Origin of the sequence: Glutamicibacter sp. BW77 (genome assembly GCF_002332285.1) — a bacterium.
Lineage (GTDB): Bacteria > Actinomycetota > Actinomycetes > Actinomycetales > Micrococcaceae > Glutamicibacter > Glutamicibacter bergerei.
On the sequence record NZ_NRGT01000041.1, the window covers coordinates 91,238 to 116,361 of the forward strand.

At 55.6% G+C, this 25,124-nt stretch carries 21 protein-coding genes; 11 read left to right on the top strand and 10 right to left on the bottom strand.

The window, feature by feature from the left end; translation table 11 throughout:
- The first annotated feature begins 8 nt into the window (after positions 1–8).
- The 5 genes from CIK74_RS04805 to CIK74_RS04825 are packed head-to-tail and all read left to right on the top strand — an operon-like array spanning position 9 to position 4,800.
- Positions 9–992, top strand: a complete 984-nt coding sequence (locus CIK74_RS04805; RefSeq protein WP_205738245.1) for an ABC transporter substrate-binding protein — start codon at positions 9–11, stop codon at positions 990–992.
- The gene (locus CIK74_RS04810) at positions 983–1,723 is read left to right on the top strand and encodes an ABC transporter ATP-binding protein (protein WP_096254636.1); all 741 of its coding nucleotides are present in this window, start codon (positions 983–985) and stop codon (positions 1,721–1,723) included. The genes CIK74_RS04805 and CIK74_RS04810 overlap by 10 nt, the downstream gene beginning before the upstream one ends.
- Positions 1,698–2,555: an ABC transporter permease gene (locus CIK74_RS04815; RefSeq protein WP_096254637.1), complete on the top strand. Its 858-nt coding sequence runs from the start codon at positions 1,698–1,700 to the stop codon at positions 2,553–2,555. Before CIK74_RS04810 ends, CIK74_RS04815 begins: the two co-directional genes overlap by 26 nt.
- On the top strand, positions 2,548–3,327 hold the full coding sequence (gene cobA / locus CIK74_RS04820) for a uroporphyrinogen-III C-methyltransferase (protein WP_096254638.1): 780 nt from the start codon (positions 2,548–2,550) through the stop codon (positions 3,325–3,327). Before CIK74_RS04815 ends, cobA begins: the two co-directional genes overlap by 8 nt.
- Positions 3,328–3,345: 18 nt before the next feature.
- Positions 3,346–4,800, top strand: coding sequence for an FAD-dependent oxidoreductase (locus CIK74_RS04825; RefSeq protein ID WP_096254639.1), 1,455 nt, complete (start codon positions 3,346–3,348; stop codon positions 4,798–4,800).
- A gap of 292 nt (positions 4,801–5,092) precedes the next feature.
- On the opposite strand, the gene CIK74_RS04830 is transcribed toward CIK74_RS04825, so the two are convergent.
- The 4 genes from CIK74_RS04830 to CIK74_RS04845 all read right to left on the bottom strand — a co-directional run bounded on the left by CIK74_RS04830 (position 5,093) and on the right by CIK74_RS04845 (position 9,628).
- The gene (locus CIK74_RS04830; RefSeq protein WP_096254640.1) at positions 5,093–5,539 is read right to left on the bottom strand and encodes a DUF2871 domain-containing protein; all 447 of its coding nucleotides are present in this window, start codon (positions 5,537–5,539) and stop codon (positions 5,093–5,095) included.
- Positions 5,532–7,637, bottom strand: coding sequence for an MMPL family transporter (locus CIK74_RS04835; protein ID WP_096254641.1), 2,106 nt, complete (start codon positions 7,635–7,637; stop codon positions 5,532–5,534). The genes CIK74_RS04830 and CIK74_RS04835 overlap by 8 nt, the downstream gene beginning before the upstream one ends.
- Before the next feature lie 96 nt (positions 7,638–7,733).
- Entirely contained in the window at positions 7,734–8,351 is a 618-nt protein-coding gene (locus CIK74_RS04840) for a response regulator transcription factor (RefSeq protein ID WP_205738246.1), read from the bottom strand.
- Positions 8,348–9,628: a sensor histidine kinase gene (locus tag CIK74_RS04845; protein ID WP_205738247.1), complete on the bottom strand. Its 1,281-nt coding sequence runs from the start codon at positions 9,626–9,628 to the stop codon at positions 8,348–8,350. Before CIK74_RS04845 ends, CIK74_RS04840 begins: the two co-directional genes overlap by 4 nt.
- A gap of 203 nt (positions 9,629–9,831) precedes the next feature.
- On the opposite strand from CIK74_RS04845, the gene CIK74_RS04850 reads away from it, so the two are divergent.
- The 5 genes from CIK74_RS04850 (at position 9,832) to ndk (ending at position 17,002) form a co-directional block, all read left to right on the top strand.
- The gene (locus CIK74_RS04850) at positions 9,832–11,034 is read left to right on the top strand and encodes a glycerophosphodiester phosphodiesterase family protein (RefSeq protein WP_096254644.1); all 1,203 of its coding nucleotides are present in this window, start codon (positions 9,832–9,834) and stop codon (positions 11,032–11,034) included.
- Positions 11,035–11,524: 490 nt separating this feature from the next.
- Positions 11,525–14,764 (top strand): isoleucine--tRNA ligase, encoded by a 3,240-nt coding sequence (gene ileS, locus CIK74_RS04855; RefSeq protein WP_096254645.1) that lies wholly within the window; start codon positions 11,525–11,527, stop codon positions 14,762–14,764.
- On the top strand, positions 14,761–16,116 hold the full coding sequence (locus CIK74_RS04860; protein ID WP_096254646.1) for a Mur ligase family protein: 1,356 nt from the start codon (positions 14,761–14,763) through the stop codon (positions 16,114–16,116). Before ileS ends, CIK74_RS04860 begins: the two co-directional genes overlap by 4 nt.
- A complete protein-coding gene (locus CIK74_RS04865) occupies positions 16,116–16,550 on the top strand; it encodes a DUF4233 domain-containing protein (protein WP_096254647.1) in 435 nt (144 codons plus the stop codon). The genes CIK74_RS04860 and CIK74_RS04865 overlap by 1 nt, the downstream gene beginning before the upstream one ends.
- Positions 16,551–16,585: 35 nt before the next feature.
- Positions 16,586–17,002: a nucleoside-diphosphate kinase gene (gene ndk / locus CIK74_RS04870; RefSeq protein WP_096254648.1), complete on the top strand. Its 417-nt coding sequence runs from the start codon at positions 16,586–16,588 to the stop codon at positions 17,000–17,002.
- Between the two features lie 201 nt (positions 17,003–17,203).
- Here ndk and CIK74_RS18990 read toward each other — a convergent pair whose 3' ends face one another.
- The 6 genes from CIK74_RS18990 to CIK74_RS04900 all read right to left on the bottom strand — a co-directional run bounded on the left by CIK74_RS18990 (position 17,204) and on the right by CIK74_RS04900 (position 21,509).
- Complete coding sequence (locus CIK74_RS18990; RefSeq protein WP_096254649.1) at positions 17,204–17,455, bottom strand: type II toxin-antitoxin system prevent-host-death family antitoxin; 252 nt, start codon at positions 17,453–17,455, stop codon at positions 17,204–17,206.
- A 222-nt stretch (positions 17,456–17,677) separates the two neighbouring features.
- Positions 17,678–18,208 carry a GNAT family N-acetyltransferase gene (locus CIK74_RS04880; RefSeq protein WP_205738248.1) on the bottom strand — a complete coding sequence of 177 codons (531 nt, stop codon included), beginning with the start codon at positions 18,206–18,208 and terminating at the stop codon, positions 17,678–17,680.
- Between the two features lie 74 nt (positions 18,209–18,282).
- A complete protein-coding gene (locus CIK74_RS04885) occupies positions 18,283–19,572 on the bottom strand; it encodes an AI-2E family transporter (protein WP_096254650.1) in 1,290 nt (429 codons plus the stop codon).
- Positions 19,573–19,768: 196 nt separating this feature from the next.
- A complete protein-coding gene (locus tag CIK74_RS04890; protein WP_096254651.1) occupies positions 19,769–20,353 on the bottom strand; it encodes a GNAT family protein in 585 nt (194 codons plus the stop codon).
- Between the two features lie 168 nt (positions 20,354–20,521).
- The gene (locus CIK74_RS04895; RefSeq protein WP_229677242.1) at positions 20,522–20,905 is read right to left on the bottom strand and encodes a DUF2809 domain-containing protein; all 384 of its coding nucleotides are present in this window, start codon (positions 20,903–20,905) and stop codon (positions 20,522–20,524) included.
- Positions 20,889–21,509, bottom strand: a complete 621-nt coding sequence (locus CIK74_RS04900; protein ID WP_096254653.1) for a vitamin K epoxide reductase family protein — start codon at positions 21,507–21,509, stop codon at positions 20,889–20,891. Before CIK74_RS04900 ends, CIK74_RS04895 begins: the two co-directional genes overlap by 17 nt.
- 496 nt (positions 21,510–22,005) lie before the next feature.
- Here CIK74_RS04900 and CIK74_RS04905 point away from each other — a divergent pair, with 496 nt between their 5' ends.
- Positions 22,006–25,044: an Rne/Rng family ribonuclease gene (locus CIK74_RS04905; RefSeq protein ID WP_096254654.1), complete on the top strand. Its 3,039-nt coding sequence runs from the start codon at positions 22,006–22,008 to the stop codon at positions 25,042–25,044.
- The last annotated feature ends 80 nt before the right edge of the window (positions 25,045–25,124 follow it).

Genomic DNA, 25,124 nt, shown 5'->3' on the forward strand with positions numbered 1-25,124 from the left:
TGGGGTTCTTGGCAATTTTTGCCGTGGGTACCGCGTTTGTTCCGCCCCTGGGTGAGGCGAAGGCTCAGGTCTCGGCGACAAGTGCCGCGAAGGAACTTCGTCTGGGATATTTTGCCAACGTCACCCATGCTCCGGCGCTCATTGCGGACCACCAGGGCTTTCTAGAATCCGCCCTAAAAAGTGACAATACACAGTTGGAAACCCAAATTTTCAACGCTGGTCCGGCAGCAATCGAAGCGCTAAATAGTGGGGCACTGGACGCGGCTTACCTTGGCCCGTCACCGGCATTGACCAGCTACCTATCCAGCGCGGGAAAGTCATTAAAAATCGTGGCAGGGGTGACCAATGGGGGAGCGAGTTTAGTGGTCTCCAAGGACATTAGAAGCGTTGAAGATTTGCCGGGAACCGAGCTGGCAACGCCGCAATTCGGTGGAACTCAGGACGTGGCGTTGCGTCATTACCTCTTGGACCAAGGACTGGGCGAGCAGGTGACTGTGACCCCAAGTTCAAACGGTACGGTGCCGCAACTATTTGCTCGTCAAGCTATCGACGGGGCCTGGTTGCCGGAACCTCACGCTTCTTTGTTGGTTAAGGAACACGAGGCTCACCGGTTGATCAATGAATCGTCGTTGTGGCCCAAAGGCAAGTTCCCCACCACGGTATTAGTCGTCAGCCAGGATTTCTTGGCCGAACACCCACAGAGCGTCGCGAAACTTGTGGCAGCCAATGCGCAGTCTATTCATTGGCTCAACTCGGTTAGCGCCGCTGAACGGCTCAGTGCAGTACAAGCGGCCTTGAACAAGATCAACGGAAGTAGCCTCTCTGACGAGGTAATCAATTTGGCGCTGGGCCAGGTGAGCTTCGATGAGATCCCGCTGGAAGATACCTTCAAAACTCTGGTCGCGCATCAGTCCGCGGTGGGTATTGGAGAGCCTGGCGAGGTAACAAACATCGTGAACGACCAATGGATTGGACAACGTCCATGGGAGTAGAACTTCACGAAGTCTCACTGAGCTATCCAGGAACCGATCTGGTGATCGATTCGCTCACCGCACAGATTGACGATGGCGAGTTTGTTGCCGTTCTTGGTGCTTCAGGATGTGGTAAATCTTCGTTGCTGAACATGATTGCCGGGCTGTTGCAGCCCACCTCCGGGTGGCTTGAAGTTCCACAGGATGGGGCGGCCTTCATGTTCCAAGATGCAAACCTGCTTCCGTGGCTGAGCGCGGCCGATAATATTTCGCTCGCATTAAAACTTGGGGGATACCCGGCCGACTTACGCGATGCGCGTGTAGCGCAGTTGCTCAACCTAGTTCAGTTGGGGCATGCAGGACAGAAAAAACCTCATGAGCTCTCCGGGGGGATGCGCCAAAGAGTGGCCTTGGCTAGATCCTTGGCTCAAGACCGTCAGGTGCTGCTGATGGACGAGCCCTTCGCGGCGCTTGATGCGATTACCCGCGACATGTTGCATGAAGAGTTACGCAGCCTCTGGCAACAGACGGGCAAAACCATCATCTTCGTCACCCACAATGTACGCGAAGCGATTCGGCTCGCCGGACGTATTTTGGTGTTGTCCTCCCACCCGGGACGAATCCTTGAAACCCGACGGATTTCGGCGCAACTGCGAAACGATCCAGCCCAAGCGGCGGCTTTGGCCGACGAACTGACAACGATCCTCAGAAAGGAGCAACGAAAACATGAGCGCACTAGCGCAGCAGGCTAGCGAACCGACGGTCAAGGCCGACAAGTTACGGCTGCCAAAGACTTCACTTGATTCGGTCCTTGCGCCGGTCATCACCGTCATCGTGCTCCTGAGCCTGTGGCAGATTGCTTCCTGGGCTGTTCCCATCCGTTCAGACCTATTCCCGGGGCCCGGCGCCATCGTGGCCAAGCTGCCCGAGATGTTGGACAACGGATCACTACTCGGTGCCGTAGGAACCTCACTTTTTAGGGCGCTGTCCGGATTTTTGCTAGCTGTGCTGATCGCAACCCCCATCGCGTTACTGCTGGCGCACCAACCCTTACTGCGTAAGGGACTAGGGCCGCTGATTTCAGCGATGCAGGTACTTCCATCCATCGCATGGGTACCGGCTGCGATCATCTTGTTTGGGCTGAGCAACGCAACCATCTACATGGTGCTCCTCCTTGGTGCGGTGCCCTCGATTATCAATGGACTGCTTTCTGGCATTGACCTGATCCCGCACCAGTACCGGGCGCTATCCCAAGTCTTGGGCGCAGATAAGCGCCAGCATATTTGGCATGTTGAACTGCCTGCTGCGCTACCAGGCTATGTGGCCGGGTTACGTCAAGGCTGGGCCTTCGCCTGGCGCTCCCTAATGGCCGCCGAATTGATTGCGGTGGGCGGGTCGCTCGCCCTTGGTGTGGGCTCGTTGCTGCAACGTGGACGGGACCTCGCAGATTTACCGTTAGTGATCTTAGTCATACTTGTTATTTTGCTGGTTGGCGTCTTGATTGAACTTTTATGTTTTGCACCCGTGGAACGCAAGCTTTTGCGCGACAGGGGCATTAACCGCACTGGAGGAAAAAATGTCTAAAGGAAAAATTACGCTCATTGGAGGCGGGCCGGGTGATCCTGAGTTGATCACGGTTGCTGGCTACAAGGCTCTGCTTGCCGCGGATGTGGTGCTTGCGGACCGACTTGGACCCATTGCATTGCTGGAGGAGCTGCGTCCCGAAGTTAAAGTTATTGATGTGGGAAAGGCGCCGGGTTGCCACGTAAAAACACAGGATGAGATCAATGATCTCCTAGTCAAATATGCTTCTCAGGGTCTGGACGTGGTCCGCTTAAAAGGTGGGGATCCCTTCGTGCTAGGGCGTGGTGGCGAAGAAATGATCTTCGCCGCGGAACATGGGATCGCTACGCGTGTAATTCCCGGAATTACTAGTTCCATTTCCGTGCCGGCCGCAGCCGGGATTCCGGTAACCCACCGAGGAGTCGCCGCCGGTTTTACCGTCATTAGTGGGCATGAGGATCTTAGCGATGTTCCGCTACGCGCCGACCACACCCTGGTAGTGCTCATGGGGGTGTCGAATTTGGCACAAATTGTTGAGACATTACTTACCCGGGGTTTACCGTTTAGTACGCCAATTGGGATAGTGGAGCGAGGTTACTCACAGACGCAGCGGACAACTATCGGTACGCTAGAGGAGATTGTAGTGCGCGCCCGTAAGGCCGCCGTGGCGAATCCGGCCGTCATCGTAATTGGTGACGTTGTACGTCTGGCACCTGAAGCTTCAACCCAGTTGGTTGAGCTTCAGCCGCTGGACACGGTCGACGTCACAGCGTCGGTCTCATTCGCTGACTAAGAAAGTAGATGTTGTTTGATGAGTGAAGTTCACGTACCTGAACATTTGACCTCCCGCGCCCTGCGCGTTGCCATTGTCGGTGCCGGTCCCGCAGGTATCTACGCCGCGGACATGCTCAATAAGAGCGAGCCGGTTTCTTCTGGCGAACTATCGCTGAAGGTAGATCTCTTCGATGAGCTACCTACCCCGTTCGGCCTGATCCGTTACGGCGTATCCCCGGACCACCCACGCATTAAGGGCATTATCAATGCCCTGCATAAGGTGCTGAACAACGACTGGATCAACTTCTACGGAAACGTTGGACTGGGCCGGGACATCACCCTTGACGAATTACACGAGCGCTATGACGCGGTCATTATCGCGACAGGTGCCCAAAAAGACGCCGACCTGAACATCCCAGGCATTGAACTTACCGGCTCTCACGGTGGCGCAGACTTTGTATCTTGGTACGACGCGCATCCGGATGCCGCGAAGGATTGGGACCTTTCCGCCACTGAAGTAGCAGTGATCGGTAATGGCAACGTAGCTTTGGACGTCGCTCGTATTCTCTCCAAACATGCTGACCAGCTGCTAGAGACCGAAATTCCAGCTCACGTATATGAGCAGCTGAACGGCTCCGCGGTCACCGATGTACATATCTTCGGCCGCCGTGGCCCCGCACAGGTGAAGTTCACCCCGCTGGAGCTTCGCGAACTATCGCATTCCAAAGATGTAGACATCGTCTTGTACGAAGAGGACTTTGACTTCGACGAAGGTTCGGAAGAAGCAATCCGCACCAGCAACCAAACGAAGACCATGGTCTCGACCCTGACCAACTGGTTGATTGAACAGGAAGAGACCGAGGAAACCGCAAGTGCTTCACGTCGACTGCATCTGCACTTCCTGCAGACCCCGGTTGAGGTGCTCGGTGAAGACGGCAAGGTCACCGGTCTGAAGCTTGAACGCAACGAACTAGACGGCACCGGAAATGTGAAGGGCACCGGTGAATTTACCGAGTATCCAGTACAGGCCGTATACCGTGCAGTTGGCTACTTCGGTTCTGCCGTAGACAACATCGAATACGACGGAAACCGCGGTGTCTTGCCAAACGTTGAAGGCCGAGTCTTGAACGCTGAAGGCACCCACATCGATGGTTTGTACGCGACCGGTTGGATCAAGCGTGGCCCTATCGGACTAATTGGCCACACCAAGGGTGACGCCTTGGAGACCATCAACCACCTGCTTGAAGACTTGGCGAACCTGCCGGTTCCGTCCTCGAACCAGAGCATCGAAGAGCTGCTGGAGTCCCGTGGCGTGGACTACGCCGACTGGGATGGCTGGATGAGCCTGGACGAGCAAGAAAAGGCTCTGGGTGCCGAAGCCGGTACCGTGTCGACCCGCTTCGGTGAGATCACCCGCGACCGCATCAAGCTAGTTGAGCGCGAAGAAATGCTGGAGTTTGCACGAGCAAAAAAATTAGCTAAGAGCCTGTAAGCAAAAAGACAGGTTCAGGAATAACTGGCGCCCGTTGATCTTCAGATCATCGGGCGCCATTTTCCTTTAATCCCATCAACTGAATACGTTGTCGAGCCAAGGAGACCACTGATCTGTAGACATCCGCAATCGGGCGCCTCCTATTGGGCTTGCACACATTGAATCCCGTCTGCGCGGAAGCTAATCACCGGTATCGGGCTGACTAGCGCGATGCGATCGCGATTGATTTCTGAGCAGATACACCTGTGGGGAAGAGCCGAAGCACTTCCCCACAGGTGTATCTGACTGAAGCTTAGACGCCGAGCTTCTGAGCCTGGTCGTTCTTCATGCTGGCCGGAACGCTGCGACGCAACATGATGAACAGCAAGATCATTCCAGCGGTCAATGCCATGTGGCCAAGGCCTGCGATTCCGGAGATCATGGCAGAGGATTCAATGTCCAACACCGTGAGCATTCCGTGGGTGAGCTGCATTCCCGCGGTGATGATGACACCGGCATGGTATGTGCCCATGAACCATGCGTAGAGCTTGCGGTGGGAGCTAAGGTTGAATGCCTTCTCCAGCAGTAACACCAGCAAGGTGACGATGAAACCAAGGACCAGCAGGTGTGTATGGACTACCGAAAGCTGGGTCCAACCACCTTCGGGGAAATCGTTCATCTTGGTGAATTCGCGGAAGAACAGTCCGGAGGCGACGCCTACGAGCATGTAGGCAAAGGCGATGTTGATGAGCTTACGCATGAGTTTCACTTTCAATGAGTTTGGTGTTTGAAGAATTTTCTTTGGTGTTGCTGTTGCCGCGGTATCCGAAGACCGGAGATTTTGTGCGGCCCAACAAGATGAACAACGCCGGCAGTAGCAAGGTGCGTACGACGAACGTGTCCATAAGTACTCCGAGACCAACGATCAGACCAAGCTGCCCCAAGACCATCAGCGGCAGACTGGACAAAGCCGCAAACACTCCTGCCAAGACCACGCCTGCGCTGGTGATGACCGTTCCGGTCCGGCTGGTGGCATTGATGATTGCATCCGCCAGAGGCATGCGAAGGGCATCTTGTTTGACTCTCTGTGTCAGGAAGATCGTGTAGTCAACGCCGAGGGCGACGAGGAAGACGAAGGCAAGTAGCGGAACCTGAACGTCCAGAGCAGAGGTGTCAAAAACCATGGATCCGATTAGGGATCCCAAGCCCACCGCGGCGGCGGCACTGAGCAAGTTCGTCAACGAGAGCAGTAAGGCGGTGCGGAACTTTCCGGTGACAATCCACAGCATGATGAGGCAAACCAGCAAGATCAGTGGCGCAATGACCAGGAAGTCACGCAGGTGGCTTTGGTGCGAGTCGTAGGCTTCGGCAATGGTTCCGCCAACGAGGGCCTCAGTGCCTGGAACCTGCTCGAACTCGGTTCGCAGTGACTTGATCAGTTCGAAGCTTTCCGGAGAACCTGATTCGCTGTTGCCGATTATCATGATGCGGTCAGATCCGCTGTCTGGCAGTGCTGGCAATTGTGTCGCGCGTTCTACTCCTTGGACAGCTTTAGCTGCGGTAGTGACCGCTTCGCCGGTACCAGGGGAAGCAAGGACGGTGATGGGCGCGGTCTCTCCGACGGGGAAGTGCTCGGCCAGCCGTTGGGTCGCCGAAGTCGATTCGGTGGCCGTACGGAACTGTTCGGTTTGGCGTAGTCCCACGCTGGTAGCACCTAGCGCGGATGCCAAGATGCCAAGAATGAGTACCAGTGCGCTCAGGTTGACTACCGGACGCTTGATGACCGCTGCTGCGGCTTTACCCCAGATGGAACGTTTAGCAGTTTCATGATCCGGGCGGGGAACTAGCGGCCAGAAAACTTTTCGGCCACACAGTGCCATCACTGGGGTCAGTACGAACAAGTTGAACCCGGCAGCGATCAGTAGACCTACAGCGCAGACAATACCCAAGCCGCGGGTGTCCTCCATAACGGCCAGGGCCATCGTGGCCAGCGCCAAGACTACGGTCAAGTTTGAGGAAACAATCGCTTCAAAGCTGTTGCGCCAGGCGCTAGCAAGAGCAGCTCGGTGATCGGTGTGCTGGTGTAGCTCATCACGGTAGCGGGAAATGAGCAATAGTGCATAGTTGGTGCCGGCGCCGAAGACCAGGACGCTGAGCACACCGGAATCAAAGTGTAGGTTGAAAGGCTCGCTGAGTGCGTTAGCGATGAGGCTCGCACTGCGATCTGCTAGCCCAACGACAGCCAAGGGAATTAGCCAGAGAATCGGCGAGCGGTAGGTGAGAATCAACAGTACCGCCACAATGCCGATGGTCACTGCCAACAAGGTGAAGTCTGCTCCGGCGAAGGTTGCCGACAAATCCAGCCCAAAGGCTGGTGCTCCGGAAACCTCGATGAGTATCCCGGCGTTTGCATCGGTGCTGATCTGCTCACGCAGATCAGTGACCATCGCACGGTCAGCGTCGGTGCCTGCGCTGTCCCAGGAGGCGGTCAGCAAAGAAAGCTTGCCGTCCTCGCTGACTAGCGGCTTGGAAATCTCGACATTTAGTTCATTGCTGAGCTTGCTGGACAGTTTGTTTAGTCCTGCGAGGTCTGTGTTGCTCAGCTGTTGCTGATCGGGGTGTCCGGCAACGAGTAATGCTGACTCTTTACCGGAATCGGGGATTTGTTCGAGAAGCTTGGCCACTGTGGCTGAGTCAGAGCCTGCGACTAATGAACTGGTGCTGCGTTCGGCTGCCGGAATGGAACTGAGCAGACCGAAAACGGCAAGGATGACAGCGAGCGCCCCGAGAAGCCAGAGGCGTGCACCGCGACGTGAGGTGAGCGAATTCGCTACCGATGTGAGAACTGGAGATTTCATACTTCTAGTCAATGCCAAATTGAGGTTTAGCAAATCGTGAAAGCGTTCGAACTCTATCTCAACCCTTCGGTTGATACGCCCACTAGGAGCGGGCTGCTAAATTAGTCCGTGGTTGCGTGCAGCCTGCACCGCGGCGGTGCGTGTAGGAGCCTGCAGCTTGTCAAAAATATGCACCAAGTGAGTCTTCACGGTCGCTTCGGAGACGAAGAGCGTCCGTGCAATTTCGCGGTTACTTAGGCCCGTGGCTAGGTGTTTTAATACTTCGGCTTCACGGCTGGTCAAGGCAATTTTTGGTTTACGCAACCCGGCCACTACACGTTGGGCCATCTCGGGGGCCAACACCGTGTGCCCGGCAGCCGCCTGGCGGACCGAATCGATGATCGTTTGTGAGGCGACATCTTTGAGTAAGTACCCTGCGGCTCCGGCCTCGATGCACTGTAGGATCTCGGCATCCTTATCAAAGGTGGTCAAAATGAGAACCTGGGGCGGACTGGGTAAAGCGCGAAGCGCCGCGGTAGTAGCCACACCATTCATGCCATCTCCCAGCCGGAGGTCGCACAAGACCACGTCTACCGGGACTTGGGAGGCTAACTTAACTGCCTCTTCACCGCTGCCAGCTTCGCTGAGCACGGAAATGTCCTCATAGTTTTCAAAGAGTGCGCGCAGTCCGGTGCGCACGATTGGGTGGTCATCAACCAGCATAAGGTTAATCAATTTCCGGCCTCAGGGTTCTTTAATGGGACATAGGCCGACAAAGCGGTACCTTCGCCCAGCGTACTTTCAATGTCCAGTCCGCCGCCTAGTTCGCGTAAACGTTGGCGCATGGCGGGTAAGCCGAATCCACCGGATTCTAGGTTTTTTCCCACGTTGGATTGCCATTCTTTAAGGCTGAATCCAATGCCGTCATCAACGATATCTAATCTGATGGCATCACCGGTATCTGCCAATGAGACTACCGTCCGTGTGGCTTTCGCGTGGCGACGCACGTTGGCAAGCGCGGACTGGGCGGTGCGTAGTAGGGCCACCTGAATTCCGGGATCTAACACTGGAAGGTCGACATCCACCCGTAACTCGCTGGAGACCTCACAATCCTTTTCAAAGTCTTCGAGCATACGCCGCAGTGCTCCGGCGAGCGCTTGGGAATCTAATTCACTTGGTGACATGGCGGCAATGATCCTGCGTAGGTCAGACAGCCCTTGCCCGGAGAGCTCTTCGATTCTTTCTAAGGCGTTGGTTGCTTGGCCAGTTTGCTGCGTGTGGAGGGCGGCTTTGGCATGGAGCCCAATGGAGGAGAGCTGTTGAGCGATGGTGTCATGGATTTCTCTGGCCACTCGGGTACGTTCGGCGAGTGCGCCGGCTTCATGCTGGGAGCGTGCCAGTTCCTCTTGAAGATCAGCCATTTCCTGATGTGCGCGTAAGAGTGAGGAGACAAGCTCGTTGCGTTCGGCGATATCACGTTCGAGCTGTAAATATCCGCGGGAGATTCCCCAAGCGAAGGTGCCACCAACCAGTGGGCCAACTACTCCGGAGACTGTGGTTGCACCATGGTGCAGGAAAGGAGCCACAACGGTGAGTACATATACTGCCGCGGACCAGACAACGGAAAGCCCTAAGGCTAATTGGTGGCCAATGAGTAGCCAGAGGCTAAAGGCAACCCACATGAATTCCGGTGAGGCGCTCATCCCTAGGGCCCAGATGGCGACGAGCACGGCGAGCCAATATCCCGGTAGTCGGGTACTTCCCTTGGAACGGAGAACTACGAATCCGAAGAGGTACCACAGAGCAAAAAGTCCTGCCGCGGCGATGGCTAACCAGAGACTGGATGCTGTGGTCGATGCTGCACGAAGTAGCGCGACAAGGAGCAAAACCGCAGTAATTAGGTGTTGCCCCCAGCGCAGAGCACTCACCGAGAGCGCTCGTTGTTGTGCGATTTTAGGCGAAAACCTCGATTTGCCGGATGCTGGCACGGTGGCTTCGCTGGGCATATTCATGACTTACCCACCCATGGTCTAAAACTCATGACTCTGACTCTATCGAAAGCATTTGCCCCCGCGCAGTTGCGCGTGGAGCTTTGGTGACGTGGCGGGGGACTGAACAAGACTTTAGCTCTGCTTCATCTTGCGTTTGATAACGAGTTGTTTACATCGGGAAGGGTGAGCCGCGAAGCATTCTCAAGCCAAAGGACATTGTAGAAATGAAAATTCGTTCCCTAGCAGTTGGCGCCCTGACCGCCTGTTTAGCCGCTACCGTAGTAAGCCCGGTACTGGCAGACAGTCCAAAACACAATGGTGAGACTATCTTGATAGGTCATCGTGGTGCAGCAGGCGTCGCGCCGGAGAACACGATTTCGGCCATTGAAACCGGAAGCCGCTCGGGAGCAGGGTTTGTGGAGATTGATATTCAGCTCTCTGCAGACGGCGTGCCGTTTATTTTCCACGATGATACTCCCGCGCGCACCAGCAACGTGGCTGAGGTCTTCCCGGGCCGTGAGAATGATCCGATTACCTCCTTCACCTGGGATGAACTTCAGCGCCTAGATGTTGGTTCGTATTTCTCAGAGCAATTCGTTGGCGAAAAGATCCCGCACTTTGACGACGTGGCTGATGCACTGACCGGTGAAACGGGAGTGTTCATCGAGATCAAGTCCCCGGCGAAGTCCCCCGGGGTAGAACAGGTTGTGGCCGATTATCTTAAAACCGATCCGCAATGGAGTGCGCTAGAAGCGGGAGGAAAAATTGAGGTTCTTAGCTTCGATGCAGCCTCGAACAAACGATTCGCCGCGCTCGCTCCGGAGGTACCGTTGCAACAACTGCTTGGTTCCGTGCCAAGCGCTACGGAACTGGAGGAAATTGCCAGCTACGCAGATTCATTCGGTACTAGCTACCGCACGCTTGACGCGGCCGGTGCAGAGCGAGTGAAAAATGCCGGGCTGGGTCTCGGGGTCTACACTGTCAATTCTGTGCAGGCCGCCCAGGCTTCCTTGGAGTTGGGGGTGGAGCGTTTGACCGGAGACTTCCCCGCGCAGATTCACCGTCACTTGAAGGGGCAAAAAGTTTTCCCCTCGAACAATGGTGTGGTGATCGAGGACTCGGTCAACGATGTCCCGGGCAATGACGTTCAAGCCGAAACCGGTGAACATGTGGTGCTGACTAATAATTCGAAGCGCACGATTGACGTATCGGGATACCTGATTCGGGATGCCGGCAATAACGTGCTGTCCATCGGTGAAGGGTATTCGCTGCAGCCAGGCCAAGAGCTGCGGGTCTACACCGGCCCGGGGACTAACTCTGCACAGGCGTACTACAACGGCGGCACTGCGAGTGTGCTGAACAACGGTGGAGATTCGGTGGCATTGTGGACAGCAAAAGATAAGCTGGCCGATACTTTCGCCAACTAATCCCGGGTAAGGGATCGTTCGCCGGGCCACGGAGTAGCATCTTCGCGACCCGGCGAACTACGTGAGCTACTCATCGAGTCAGTTGTCCAATAGGTCTTTTCCTATCGGCTACGCGATGACATCAGCCAGTGTTTGTGGCACTAAAAATACGGGGCTTAAAAGTAGGCTCAAGCCCAACCAGGTTGACAGAAGTGATTCAGCTTTCATCGATGCTGATTGAGTTTTCAGCGTGGTCAATACGCGCTAGACTGGTAGGCACGCGACATTGATCCGGATATCACCGGGGAGTCCTTGGAAGAAGAATCAGGATGCAGATTTGCACTTGATCCAGTAGAACCAAGCGGGACCAGCCCGTCATAGCTGATGAGAAGCGGTTTTTCACTTTTATGCGAAAGCATCACTGTGGGGAATAAGCGGGGTGGTACCGCGGCCAAGTGTCGTCCTCGTAGGCAAGATTTTTTGACCCTACGCTTGAAGGATGGCCATTTCGATGAGCTTCTACCCAAAGGTCACTACCGACCCGACCGGTTCAACCCCGGCCTCACCGCGTTTCCCAGAAATTGAGAAGCGAGTCCTCGAATACTGGAAGAATGACGGCACCTTTCAGGCCTCCATTGACCAGCGTGAGGGTGAAGAGTTCGTCTTCTACGATGGCCCTCCTTTCGCTAACGGCCTGCCGCACTACGGCCACCTGCTTACCGGCTACGTCAAGGACCTAGTAGCCCGCTACCAGACCCAGCGTGGCAAGCGTGTAGAACGCCGTTTCGGTTGGGATACCCACGGTTTGCCAGCCGAGTTGGAAGCCATGAAGCAGCTGGGCATGACCGACAAAGAACAGATCGAGTCGATGGGTATCGACAAGTTCAACGATGCTTGCCGCACCTCGGTGATGAAATACGCCGATGAATGGAAGCAATACGTCAACCGCCAGGCACGCTGGGTTGACTTCGAAAATGACTACAAGACCCTGAACGTTGAGTTCATGGAATCGGTCATCTGGGCTTTCAAGCAGCTTTCAGACAAGGGTCTGACCTACCAGGGTTTCCGCGTCCTGCCTTACTGCTGGAAAGATGAAACCCCACTGTCCAACCACGAGTTGCGTATGGACGACGATGTTTACAAGAACCGTCAGGATCAGACGGTCACCGTCGGCTTCACGATTCGTGCCGGAGAAACTTTAGTTTCCAAGGCACTTGCCGGCGTTCAGGCATTGGCTTGGACGACCACTCCATGGACGTTGCCAACTAACGCGGCCCTGGCCGTGCACCCAAAGATCGAATACGTTGTTGTGCCTGCAGGTGAGGCCGGTGTGAAGGCTTCCGCTGCCGCCGGACCATTCTTGCTGGCCAAAGACCTACTTGGCTCCTATGCAAAAGATCTTGGCTACAAAGACGCGAAGGAAGCCGCCTCGGCGATCACCGCGAGTTTCCAAGGCTCCGAACTTGCGGGGGTCCGCTACGAACCACTGTGGGACACCTTTACCGATACCGAAAAATACGGTACCGAAAACGCTTGGCAGATTGTTACCGCTGACTACGTCACCGTGGGTGACGGTACCGGTATCGTGCACCAGGCCCCGGCTTACGGCGAAGACGACCAGCAGGTCTGTGAAGCACACGGCATCCCGGTAGTGCTCTCGATAGACGAGGGAGCGAAGTTCCTTCCACTGTTTGCTGGCGGCCCACTGAACGACATCGCCGGCGTGCAGGTTTTCGACGCTAACAAAACCATCACGAACGTACTGAAGGAAGACGCCCGCTTGGTTAAGCAGGCTTCCTATGAGCACTCCTACCCACACTGCTGGCGCTGCCGTACGCCACTGATCTACCGCGCCATCTCCTCGTGGTACGTGGAAGTCACCAAGATCAAGGACCGGATGGTCGAGCTCAATGAGCAGATCAACTGGATCCCAGGCAACGTGAAGCACGGCCAGTTCGGTAAGTGGCTGGAAAACGCCCGCGACTGGTCCATCTCACGCAACCGCTACTGGGGTTCGCCAATCCCAGTATGGGAATGCTCGGGCGTTGAGTGTACCCACCGCGAGGTCTTTGGCTCGCTTGAAGAGATCAAGAACTTCTTCGGACGCCTTCCGCTGAATCATGAAGGACAGCCAGACCTGCACCGACCATTCATCGATGAGCTGACCAAGGCTCACGAGGGTTGCGCCGAAGGCGGCACTCTCTCACGCGTTGAAGACGTGCTTGATGTCTGGTTCGACTCAGGTTCCATGCCTTACGCACAGGTCCACTACCCATTTGAAAACGGTCAGTGGTTCGACTCAGGTCACCACCCAGCAGATTTCATCGTGGAGTACATTGGCCAGACTCGTGGTTGGTTCTACACCATGCACGTGCTGTCCACCGCACTGTTTGACCGCCCGGCCTACACCAACGTCATCTCCCATGGCATTGTGCTCGGATCCGACGGGCAGAAGATGTCCAAGTCGTTGCAGAACTACCCGAACGTCAACGAAGTTTTGGACCGCGACGGTTCCGACGCGATGCGTTGGTTCCTGATGGCCTCACCAATTCTGCGTGGTGGCAATCTGGTAGTGACCGAGCAGGGTATCCGCGATGGCGTGCGTCAAGTCCTGCTGCCCCTATGGAACGTCTGGCACTTCTTCAACCTGTACACCAACTCCGCGAATAACGGAGCCGGCTACGAAGCTAAGCGTTCAACCAGCTCTACTGACCCACTGGATCAGTACATGCTCGCGGCCACCGGAGAACTCGTTCGCGAAGTCACCGAAGCACTGGACACCTATGAAGTATCGGATGCTACCGAAGCTGTTCGTCACTACATGGACACGCTGACCAACTGGTACGTGCGCCGTTCGCGCCAGCGCTTCTTCGACGAAGATACTCAGGCCTTCGACACGCTGTACACCGCGTTGGAAACCCTCGTGAAGGTTTCGGCATCGCTGTTGCCACTGGCCAGCGAAGAAATCTTCCGCGGGCTGACCGGGGAACGCTCGGTGCACCTGACCGACTGGCCAGATGCCAATGATTTCCCAGCCGATACGGTGTTGCTGGAAACCATGGACACCACCCGAAAGATCTGCTCTGTAGGCTCCTCACTGCGTAAGGCCAAAAACCTGCGCGTACGCTTGCCACTGGCAGAGCTGAAGGTAGTACTCACCGACGCAGCGCGTCTAGAAGGCACCTACGCTTCGATCATCAAGGACGAACTGAACCTGAAGTCAGTCACCCTGATCGATGCTGCCGGAGTGGACACCGCAAGTTATGGCATCAGCCAGCAGCTGGTGGTCAATGCTCGTGCTGCCGGTCCACGCTTGGGCAAGAACGTCCAGCAAGCTATCAAGGGCGCTAAGTCCGGGGACTGGTCGGTGACCGCTGGCGTGGTCACCGCTGGAGGCCTAGAACTGGCCGAGGGTGAATACACCTTGGACACCGTAGTTGATGAGGCGGCCGAAATTGCGGCAGCCGTCATCGACGGAGGCTTCTTGGTATTGGATACCGAGGTCACCGCGGAACTTGCTGCCGAAGGTACCGCCCGCGATATGGTTCGCGCCATCCAGTCGGCCCGCAAGGAAGCAGACCTGCAGGTTTCGGATCGTATTCGTACGGTCATCACCGCTACCGCGCAGACCGTTGAAGCGTTGGAAAGCAACCGCGAACTGATCAGCAGTGAAACCTTGACCGACGTCTTGGACCTGGTCATTGATGAGTCGCAGGTTGAAACGAAAATTGAAGTGGAGCGCACCGTATGAGTGATCTAGAGCGCGTCTACGCCCAGTTACTGGCTCGCGCGCCAGAAAACAAGATCGAACCACGCATGGACCCGATGTTTCGTGCCATGGAAATCTTGGGGGAGCCGCAAAAGGCTGCGCCGGTTATACACATCACCGGTACCAACGGAAAAACTTCCACCGCACGCATGATCGAGTCGCTGCTGCAGGCACACGATATCCGTACCGGACGCTACTCCTCGCCACATCTGCTGAAGGTCACCGAACGAATCAGCATTGACGGGGAACCAGTTGATGACGAGACGTTCGTGCGCGTCTGGGATGAGATAGCCCCGTTTCTGGACCTAGTCGACGCGGAACTTGCCGAGCAATCAGAGAATCGGCTGACCTACTTCGAAGCGGTGACCATCCTCGCCTTCGCGATTTTCGCCGAGGTACCGGTGGAAGTTGTTGTGTTGGAGGTAGGCCTTGGCGGAATTACCGACGCGACTAATGTGGCAGATGCCCAAGTGTCCGTGTTCACCCCGATTTCGTTGGATCATACCGATTTGCTGGGGGATACCACCGAGCTCATCGCCGAAGAAAAGGTTGGAATTCTTAAACCAGGCGGTTACCTAGTCTCCGCACGGCAACCAGAAGACGCGGCCGAGGTATTGGTTTCTAAGGTGCGTGAACTGGAAGTTCCCATGGCCTTTGAAACCAGGGACTTCAAACTCATTGACCGCACCATGGGCGTTGGCGGACAGGTATTGTCCATAGAGGGGCAGGCGGGTCGTTACGACGAGATCTACCTGCCGCTATACGGTGCACACCAAGCACAGAACGCTGTCGTTGCACTGGCTGCCGTTGAAGCTTTCCTCGGAGGTGGCGAACGCGAACTCAACGTGGAACTTGTCCGTGATGGCTTTGCCGCCACCACCAGCCCGGGCCGACTAGAGCTGGTGCGCAGTGCACCGAGCATCTTGGTTGATGCCGGACACAATCCCGATGGTATTAAAGCCAGCGCGGAAGCAATCAAAGAATCCTTCGGCTTCTCCCGCTTAGTGCTCATGGTCGGCATCCTGCAGGAAAAGGACGCCGAAGCGATGCTATACACCATGCGTGAAGAGTACGGCGATCTGGTTGATGACCTTTGCTTGACCCAGTCCTCTTCACCACGCGCAATTCCTGCTGGCGAACTGTCCACCATGGCTATCGAGGCTGGGTGGCCGGAGGAAGACCTACACGTCACCGAAAATCTTGAAGACGCGGTGGAGTGGTGCGTGGGACGCGCCGAATCCGGAGACGACCTGGCCGGAGGCGTACTTGTCACCGGTTCGATTACACTGGTGGGCGAAATCTCACTACTGCTCAAGGGAGGGCAGAGCTCCTAATGGCCAAGTTAACTAAGGCGCAGCGCGAGTGGCGTCCGGGGATGAAAAAGAAGCCCCGATCCACCAAGGTGATGTTTGCTTCCACGGTGTTGACCTGTGAGGCGTTTCTCGCCATCTTTGTCACCCTGGCAGCTTTCGGGCTCAAGCGCGCCGAACCTGCGGTAGTGCTTAGCCTGGGTGCCGCGATGGCAGTACTGTGCATCGTCACCTGCGCGCTATTGCGTAAGCCTGCCGGCTACTTAATCGGCTGGATCCTTCAGGTGCTGTTCTTCCTGACTGGGTTCATCCTGGTAGACATGTTCTACCTGTCGGTCTTCTTTGGCCTGTGCTGGTGGTACGCGCTGAAGAAGGGTGGCGAAATGGACGTTGAAGACAAACGCCGAGCCGCTGCACAAGCCGAGTGGGACCGCGCCCACCCAAACGTAGAATCTTAATAAACCAAAGTATCTAGGAACGAAGAGGTAGAAACATGACCGAACGTACTCTCATTCTCGTCAAGCCAGACGGTGTGAAGCGCGGCCTAACCGGCCAGATCCTCGCTCGCATTGAAGCGAAGGGCTACACCATCGCCGAGTTGCAGCAGCTGAACGCAACTCGCGAGTTGCTGGCCGAGCACTACGCAGAGCACGAGGGCAAGCCATTCTACGAGCCACTGGTGGAATTCATGCTCTCGGGCCCAGTTGTTGCGATTGTTGCCGAAGGCCAGGGAGTCATCCCAGGTTTCCGCTCGCTTGCAGGTACTACCGATCCAACCAGCGCAGCACCGGGCACTATCCGTGGTGACTTCGGACGCGACTGGGGCCTGAAGGTTCAGCAGAACCTGGTTCACGGTTCGGACTCGGTTGAGTCTGCAGAACGTGAAATCGGCATCTGGTTCGCCAAGTAAGCCACGTTGTATCGCTCTTCGACGAGAGCAAAAATCCCTGTCTGCCCTCTAAAGGGCGGACAGGGATTTTTAGTATCCAGCCCGGGCTAAGCAACGCTAAGAAGCGCGAGCAGAAAAGAAATATTAAGCTGGACGGCTGAGGAAGGAGCAATGTTGCAAGCACTCAATTCACTGCTTCATGCTCAGGAGCTCCGCTGGAACTTAGAACCAGTCATCCAGGGAGTTATGCGAATGCGGTACAAGTGATGCGCTTGGAGCGGGGGATGAGCTCCATGAAGCATGAGCCGAGGCCGGTACCGAAGACTGACGAATGGAATCATAATCATCTTTGGAGAGCATGACGACAGATTCTTTGGGGGACCTGGAAACAGAGACAACTGCATGTTCGGTCACGACATTATCGACCAAACTAGAAAAATTCTTTAGTGCATCCTCATAGCTGAAATTCAGCATGAGTACCTCCTAAATATCGCAGTGAGCGCTCAAAGGCACTTCGTTGGTGTAGTCAAGCGTGGCCTGCGTTGAGATCAGATCTAACTAAAAACCGGATCTTGTTGCTGTGACAACGATTCTCCAGGCGCCGCACTTGTCACATAAAGCCGCTTCTTTCACTTGAGTCACATTAAACACATCACTAGAAGAAAGCGCAACGTTGCAGGTCTCCAGATGACGGCCCTAATCAGTTCTGAGCTTTGCGAATAGCAATGAATCGCGGCGCTGAGAATTGATGAGTTTGTGTCCGCGTAACAGCCCCTCATAGTTCAAGCCAGCCTTTTCCAAGACCCGGCGGGAAGCGGTATTCTGTGGCGCGCACGTGGCAGTGAGGCGATGCAGATCAAGAGTGCCAAAGCCTAGTTCAAGGAGCAACTGTGCCGCTTCGGTAGCGTATCCGCGACCCCAGTAGCGCTGGTTGAGGCTGTAGCCAAGCTCGCCGCACCGGTGTCGCTCGTCGGTGGTCCACACGGCCGCGGCCCCAATGAGCTGACCTTCGACGAGCATTGCCAGAGTTAACGCCTCTGTGGACGGCGTACAGGCGTCCAACAGGTACTCGTGAGTCTGCGCTTCGGTGTTCGGGCCCCATTCGGCATATCGATAGACCAGCGGGTCGGTGGCGTACTCATGTACGGCAGCAAAGTCCGAGGGCAGAAAACGACCTAGGGACACCGTTGTATGCGTGGTGATGATTTCACGTTTTATTCCAGGCACGTCTACTCCTTTCAATACAAAAAAGTCTTGGCCCCACCACAATCGGTGAGGCCAAGACAATGCACTATCGAGTTCTAGCTTTCGGCACCTCGGGGGGTGCCTTCGGGAAGAGAATCGTCGGTGTCCAGCGATTTTTTATTATCTTCTGGTTTGACCTCCGCCTCGATGTCCTTCTTGGCATCATCAACGGCATGCGAGTTATCTCTATCCGTCCAGACCTTGACCACTGCCCAAGCAGCTGCGGTCAATGGCACAGACAACACGGCGCCGATAATGCCTGCCAGCACGGTGCCGGCGGCCAGAGCGATCAAGACTACAAGAGCATGCAAGTTCAGCGCGTTGGCCATGACCACCGGCTGAAGGAAGTTACCTTCTAGCTGGTTGACGATGATTACCGCTGCCAGCACGATCAATGCGACGACTGGACCGTTGGTTACCAAGGCGATCAGCGTAGCCAAAATACCGGCCACGGTGGCGCCAACCATCGGAATGAACGAACCGAGGAAGACAATAACCGCCAGCGGCAGAGCCAAAGGAACTTGCAAGATCAACAACGTCGCTGCGATACCCAGAGTATCTACGGCGGCGACTGTTGCGGTTCCACGAATGTATCCGCCGAAGGTGCGCAGAGCACGATCTCCGGAAAGAATCCACTTGTTGCGGTAGTGCTTTGGCGTCCAAGAGACGGCAAAAGCCCAGATCCGGTCGCCGTCCTTCAGGAAGAAGAACAATATCACCAGCAGTAAGACCAGTCCGGTCACGAAGCTACCGGCGGCACTGAGCGTGTTGAGCGCGCCTGTTCCGAACTGCGAACTTGTCAGGAACGAGGTGACGGAATTTACGACACTATCGATCTGCGATTGATCAATGGATAGTGGCATATTGCCAATGAAACCTTGGACCATGTCGTTGAGCTGATTAAAGCCCTCGACCGCCTGATCAACAAGCCTAGGCCATTCTTTGATGACCGAGAAGACTAAGCCGGTACCAATTCCGCCAAGCACCAATAATGAACCGAGGAAGACAATCCATGCGGAAAGCAAGGGGGAGAAGACCTTGCGCAGTTTCAGTATCAGTGGCCACAATGCGCAAGAAATAATCACCGCGAGCAGGGTCGGGATAACGATCACTGTGAGGCGCAACAAGCCAATAATAAAGAACGCTGCTAGTGTTCCGACGATTAGCAACTGTGCGCTGCGAATACCCAGACGACCGAGCATGTCCGTCCATAGCCCGGGTACTGTGAAGTTGGGCTTAGCCGCTTCAGACTCGTTGAGAAGTTCACCTACCGGAGGCTCTGGGGATGCTGACGGAGCGGCTTTTGGCTGACGCTGCGGCAACTTAAGTTTACGGAGAAAATCCATGGGTACTCCTTGTAACTGACACTAACTAGCTTCAACAATAGGCTAACGAGTGGATTAGCAATCGCCACAACGCCGAGAGAAGCTAATTTCGGGTCTGGCTTTCGTGTTTATAAGCCACTGGAGCAACAAAATGGGGTGTTTATCCACGAAAACGTGGACAATCACCCCATCAGAGCTAGTTTGAGTCAGTAGGGGATTAGTTCCCGAAATACTCCTCGGCGAGCAAGCTCATCAGAATACGGTCATGGAATGCTCCATCGTGGAATCCTGCCTGACGGTGGCGGCCTTCCTCGCGGAAGCCGGCACGAGAGAACGTGCGCAGTGCGCGTTCGTTGTATGCCCAGATTCCCAAGCCGATTCGGTTCAGTCCCATTTCTCGGAAGCCAAAGTCAACGATCATCTTCGTTGCGACGGTGCCGTATCCCTGGCCGACGTTTGAGCCGCCAATCATCAGCATGAGTTCAGCCGAACGTGCCGGAGCGTTGAAGTTATAAAGTGCGGTGTGTCCAATCAAAGTGTCATCTGGCAGCGTCACGGACAGACCCACACCATCTTTGGTCCCACGGTTCAGGCTCCAGCTCTTAAAAAGGCTGGCAGCTTCAATTCCTGGATGAGGCAGGACAATATTTCCTTGCAGTGCCATGAATTCTGGACTGTTCCACCACTGGGTCAGGATTGGTAGATCATCGTCTTGTAGCTCACGGAGCCTAATTGTGTCCGAGATCAGTAGATTGATGCCGTAATCTTGGGCATTTTCTGTATTCCAATTGTCGCTTCCCATGACCCTAATCTAGTCGCTTTGAACTCGCTTGGGGTGATTTGGCTCATGGTGAGCAGTCGATGCGGTATTGGGCCTAAGCGAAAAATTCCCTGATTGCGCGGGGGAGTAAGCGAAAATTCGTGGGGCACCGGTGCATCAAGGTTTTCGCTAATAGCGCGAATTGGTGATTCATCGTTGCCAAATCAAATCAACTAGAAACGCGAAAAGCACACCGAAGAAGTAAGCCACTAGATCGGTTGGCGCAAAACCGGTCCCCAAAACTAACCGTGCGGGTGGGAATAAGTCCGCCACGGAGCTTGGGAAAGCAGTTAATTGCAATAGTTCCACCGCTACGCACCATCCCAGTGCCCACAATCCCACGGTAATCTGTGTGCCTGTCGGGACTAGGAACGCCACCAAAACATAGATTAAACTCGCGTAGAGAATTCCTCCGGATAGATCCGAGAGCAAACCCCAGGGCTGAAAGCGCAGGAATAAACCGATGGGAATCAGCGCCACGGCACTGATCCCCATCATGAGTCGACGCTGGCTGAGACTAGCCAAAGAAGGCATTCGGGAATCGCATGACGATTGAGGCCACAACCAGGACCCAGAGGATTGCGGTGATAATCCAGCTCCATTCGGTGACAAACTTTTTCAGTCCTGCCGAACCTGGGATGATGCCTCGGACAATATTATGTGAGGTGGTGAAGACGAAGAGGGGAATCATGACCGCCCAAACCACCATGCAGTAAGGGCATAGCGCGTTAATCTCGTAAAGTGCCTGAGACCAGAGCCAAATTACGAATACCATGGCGATGGTTACGCCGGCTTGGATGCCAATCCAGAACCAACGCTGGAATTTGGCGCCTGCGAGCAAGGCCATGCCGATGGTGATCAGTACGCCAAAGAGCACAATTCCCAGAAATGGGTTGGGGAATCCTAGGAGTGCCGCTTGGCTGGACTTCATTACGGTGCCACAGGAGACCCATGGGTTGAAGTCACAGCTGGTGATGTAATCGGGATTCTTGTAGAGCTCTAGGCGCTCTAAGACCAAAATGCCTGAAGCGATCCATGCGATCGTTCCGGTGAGTACAGCGAATATTCCATAGCCGCGCTCTTTTGCCCACCAGGGCAACACGCCCGAGTTCTGCGGACTCTCAAGTGATGAAACCATATCTTGACTATTCCATATGTTCAGTCGAATGCGGGTCAACGCGCAACTTGCATAGCTCATACTATGGAGCTTTTCTGTGCAATATATATGTGTTTGTGAACTTGCAATGAACTAAATATGAGAGAATGGAAATGGTTGTTCGCGGATCCACAGTCTGCTTTCAACCCGACGACAGACTTTTGAAACGACAGATCGTCTTGCGATGCATCGCTTCGGTTGAGTGCCCATTACGTGCGCCTCCCGAGGGAATACCGCGGATCGTAGGGCTGCAAAGGAAAGCAGCCGGTTTTCAACGGCCACGTTGAGCCGCAGCAAGTGCATATCGGATCAGTTAAATGGACCGGCATGAAACAAGCTGCGGAACACACAAGGACTTTTGTGTCTGGCCGACTCATCGAGGACGGCCTTAAGACACGTGACGAATGTTGTTTCAGCCTAGGCACCGTCTGTGGAGGTCGCCGAAGCGGGAATTTAAACTAGGAGTACGCGAATTTAAATGAGCGCATCAAATCAGCGAAAGGGAGGGGCGCAGTCAAATAAGCGAGGCAATCGTTCGCGAGCCCGCCGTACCACTGTAGCCACCACCCCCTCACGTCCACTGCGACGTGCATTAACTCTGGCCGAACTCAATGCCGCAGCCGGCGTAGAGGAAAGCCCGTTCCGTTGGCGCGCCACGCGCCGCACACAGGTATCCACTCCTGACTCGGTCAAGCGCCTGAGCCGCCAAGCCGAGCGCCGCCAGCAAGTGGCTCGTGACGCCGTCGAGCAAGCAGCCGCAGCGTCTGAAGAGAAGATTGCCTCACAAGAGACAGCAGTCGAGGTTGAGGTTGAGCAGGTTCCGGAAGAAACCGGTCCGAAGCTTGCCGCGGCAGTCACCGAGCCAACCAAGGGATCCGCGGCCAGCGAAGTTTCGCCCGAGGACCACACCGGTGCCTTGCTTGCAGAGCACGGCAACACGATGATCATGAACCCGTTCGCAATTCCAGAGGCAGCTCACACGGTAGTGCAGCATGCGGTGGCTAAGACCGCTAACCCGGTGAAGACGCGAACCCCACGCCAGCAGCACAGTGAAGAGACCGAAGACGAAGATGTCACCTCGCGTCGTCGTCGCCGTCGCCGCCGTGGAGATGTCGATCTTGAGGTTGAAGGCGGCTCGCAGGATGATCCGCCAAACACTGTGACCCGCGTTCGCGCCCCACGCGCCAGCGTTGAGTCGCAGATTCCAGCATCGGACCGCGTGACCTCGGTTCGCGGTTCCACCCGTCTGGAAGCAAAACGTCAGCGTCGCCGCGAATCGCGTGAGACCGGTCGTCGTCGTCAGGTGATTACCGAAGCCGAGTTCTTAGCTCGTCGCGAATCGGTAGAGCGCAAGATGATTGTGCGCCAGCGCGAAGATCGTATCCAGATCGGCGTGATGGAAGACGGAGTGCTCGCCGAGCACTTTGTCTCCAAGACTCAGCAAGATTCATTGATTGGCAACGTTTACCTGGGCAAGGTTCAGAATGTGTTGCCTTCTATGGAAGCTGCATTCGTGGATATTGGCCGCGGCCGTAATGCGGTGCTTTATGCCGGCGAAGTGAACTGGGATGTTGCAGCACTTGAGGGCCAGCCACGCCGCATTGAAAATGCGTTGAAGGCCGGAGATTCGGTCCTCGTGCAGGTCACCAAGGATCCAGTGGGCCACAAGGGTGCACGTCTGACCAGTCAGGTGTCCCTGCCGGGTCGTTACCTGGTTTATGTGCCAGGTGGCTCGATGACTGGTATCTCCCGCAAATTGCCAGACGTGGAACGTCAGCGCCTGAAGAAGATCTTGAAGGATCACCTGCCGGAAAACGCTGGCGTCATCGTACGTACCGCGGCCGAGGGCGCATCTGAAGAAGAGCTGACTAACGACATCAACCGCCTGCGAGCTCAGTGGGAAGGTATCGAAGCACAGTCTTCCTCAACCAAGACCCTAGCTCCAGAGCTTCTGTACTCGGAACCTGACCTCACCATCAAGGTGGTTCGTGACGTCTTCAACGAAGACTTCACCAAGCTGATAGTCTCCGGCGAACAAGCTTGGGACACCATCGAGGCTTACGTGATGTACGTGGCACCGGATCTGATGAGCCGCTTGGAGAAGTGGGAACAGTCTGAGGATATCTTCAACAATTTCCGCATTGACGAACAGATCAACAAGGCCTTGGATCGTAAGGTCTTCTTGCCATCGGGCGGTTCGCTGGTTATTGATCGTACCGAAGCAATGACCGTTATTGACGTGAATACCGGTAAGTTCACCGGCTCTGGCGGAAATCTGGAAGAAACCGTCACCAAGAATAACTTGGAAGCGGCCGAAGAAGTTGTCCGCCAGCTGCGCTTGCGTGACATTGGTGGCATTATCGTCATCGACTTCATTGACATGGTTTTGGAAGCCAACCGCGATCTGGTGCTACGCCGACTGGTCGAGTGTCTTGGCCGTGACCGCACTAAGCATCAGGTAGCTGAGGTCACCAGCCTAGGACTGGTACAGATGACGCGTAAGCGCATGGGTACAGGTTTGCTGGAGGTCTTCGGTGAAGAATGTGAAGCATGTTCCGGTAGTGGCTTCATCACCCATGAAGAGCCAGTAGAACACCGCAAATCCTTCAACTCTTCCGGTGAAGCTCACGCAAAGAAGTTCCCGGAGAAGTCTTCGTCTCAGCGTCCGGAGCGTCGTCGCCGTCGTGGCAACGAACGTGAAGACGTGAAGCCAGCAGAGCATAACGCCGAGCATCATGAATCTGAACCTAGTGAGAAGAACGAAGTTACTCGCCACGCGTTAGCCAATATTGCTGCGGCATCGCACCTTGAGCAACCTGTTGAAGCTGGTTTGAAGATTGACGGAACGAACGTCCCGGTCACTAAGGGTGAAGCTGCACAGGCTTCCTCCGAGGAGAACTCGGTAACTCTGGAAGCCTTGGAAGCCGCCCTTCCGGGCGGAGCCGAAGGGGAAGATCCGGAAGGCCTTGAGGCTGGTCGCAAGCCACGTCGCCGTTCACGATCACGTTCACGCGGACGTGGCCACGCGGACCAAGGACACGGATCCGAGCAGGCCGAAGTACAGGCATCCGCTCCAGAAACCGAAACTGAAACCTCTCAGGTTCCGGTTGCCGAAAAGCAGCCAGAACCAAATGCACGCAAGCGTGGCTCACGCCGAGCTACTCGCGCGCAGAGTGAATCCGTAGCTGTGCCCAGCTCGTCCGGACAGCCAATGCTGACTGGGCTTGCAATGCCAGCCTCGCAGGGAGCGCAGGTAGCCCAAGCTGCCGCAGCCGCTCCAGCAGCCGCAGCAACCGCTGTGGCCCCACAGAGTTCCACTAAACCAAAGCGACGCAGCCGTCGGGCCACCTCGGTCCAGGGCGATGCGCACGCAGAGGTTAGTGTGGCCGAGGTATCTGCTGCCACCGGTTCGGTGGTTCAGATGGATACCAGCAGTGCACGAAACGTAAAGCCAACAGCGGCTGCCGGGCAACCGGTAATGCTTGGTGTTGGAGTTCCGGTTCGTGAACTGAAATAAGATGAACTTGATCACGCTTCACCCGCTGGGGCAGTTTCTATTTGCCCCGGTGGTGTTGACTAGCGTAATCTGGTTGATCG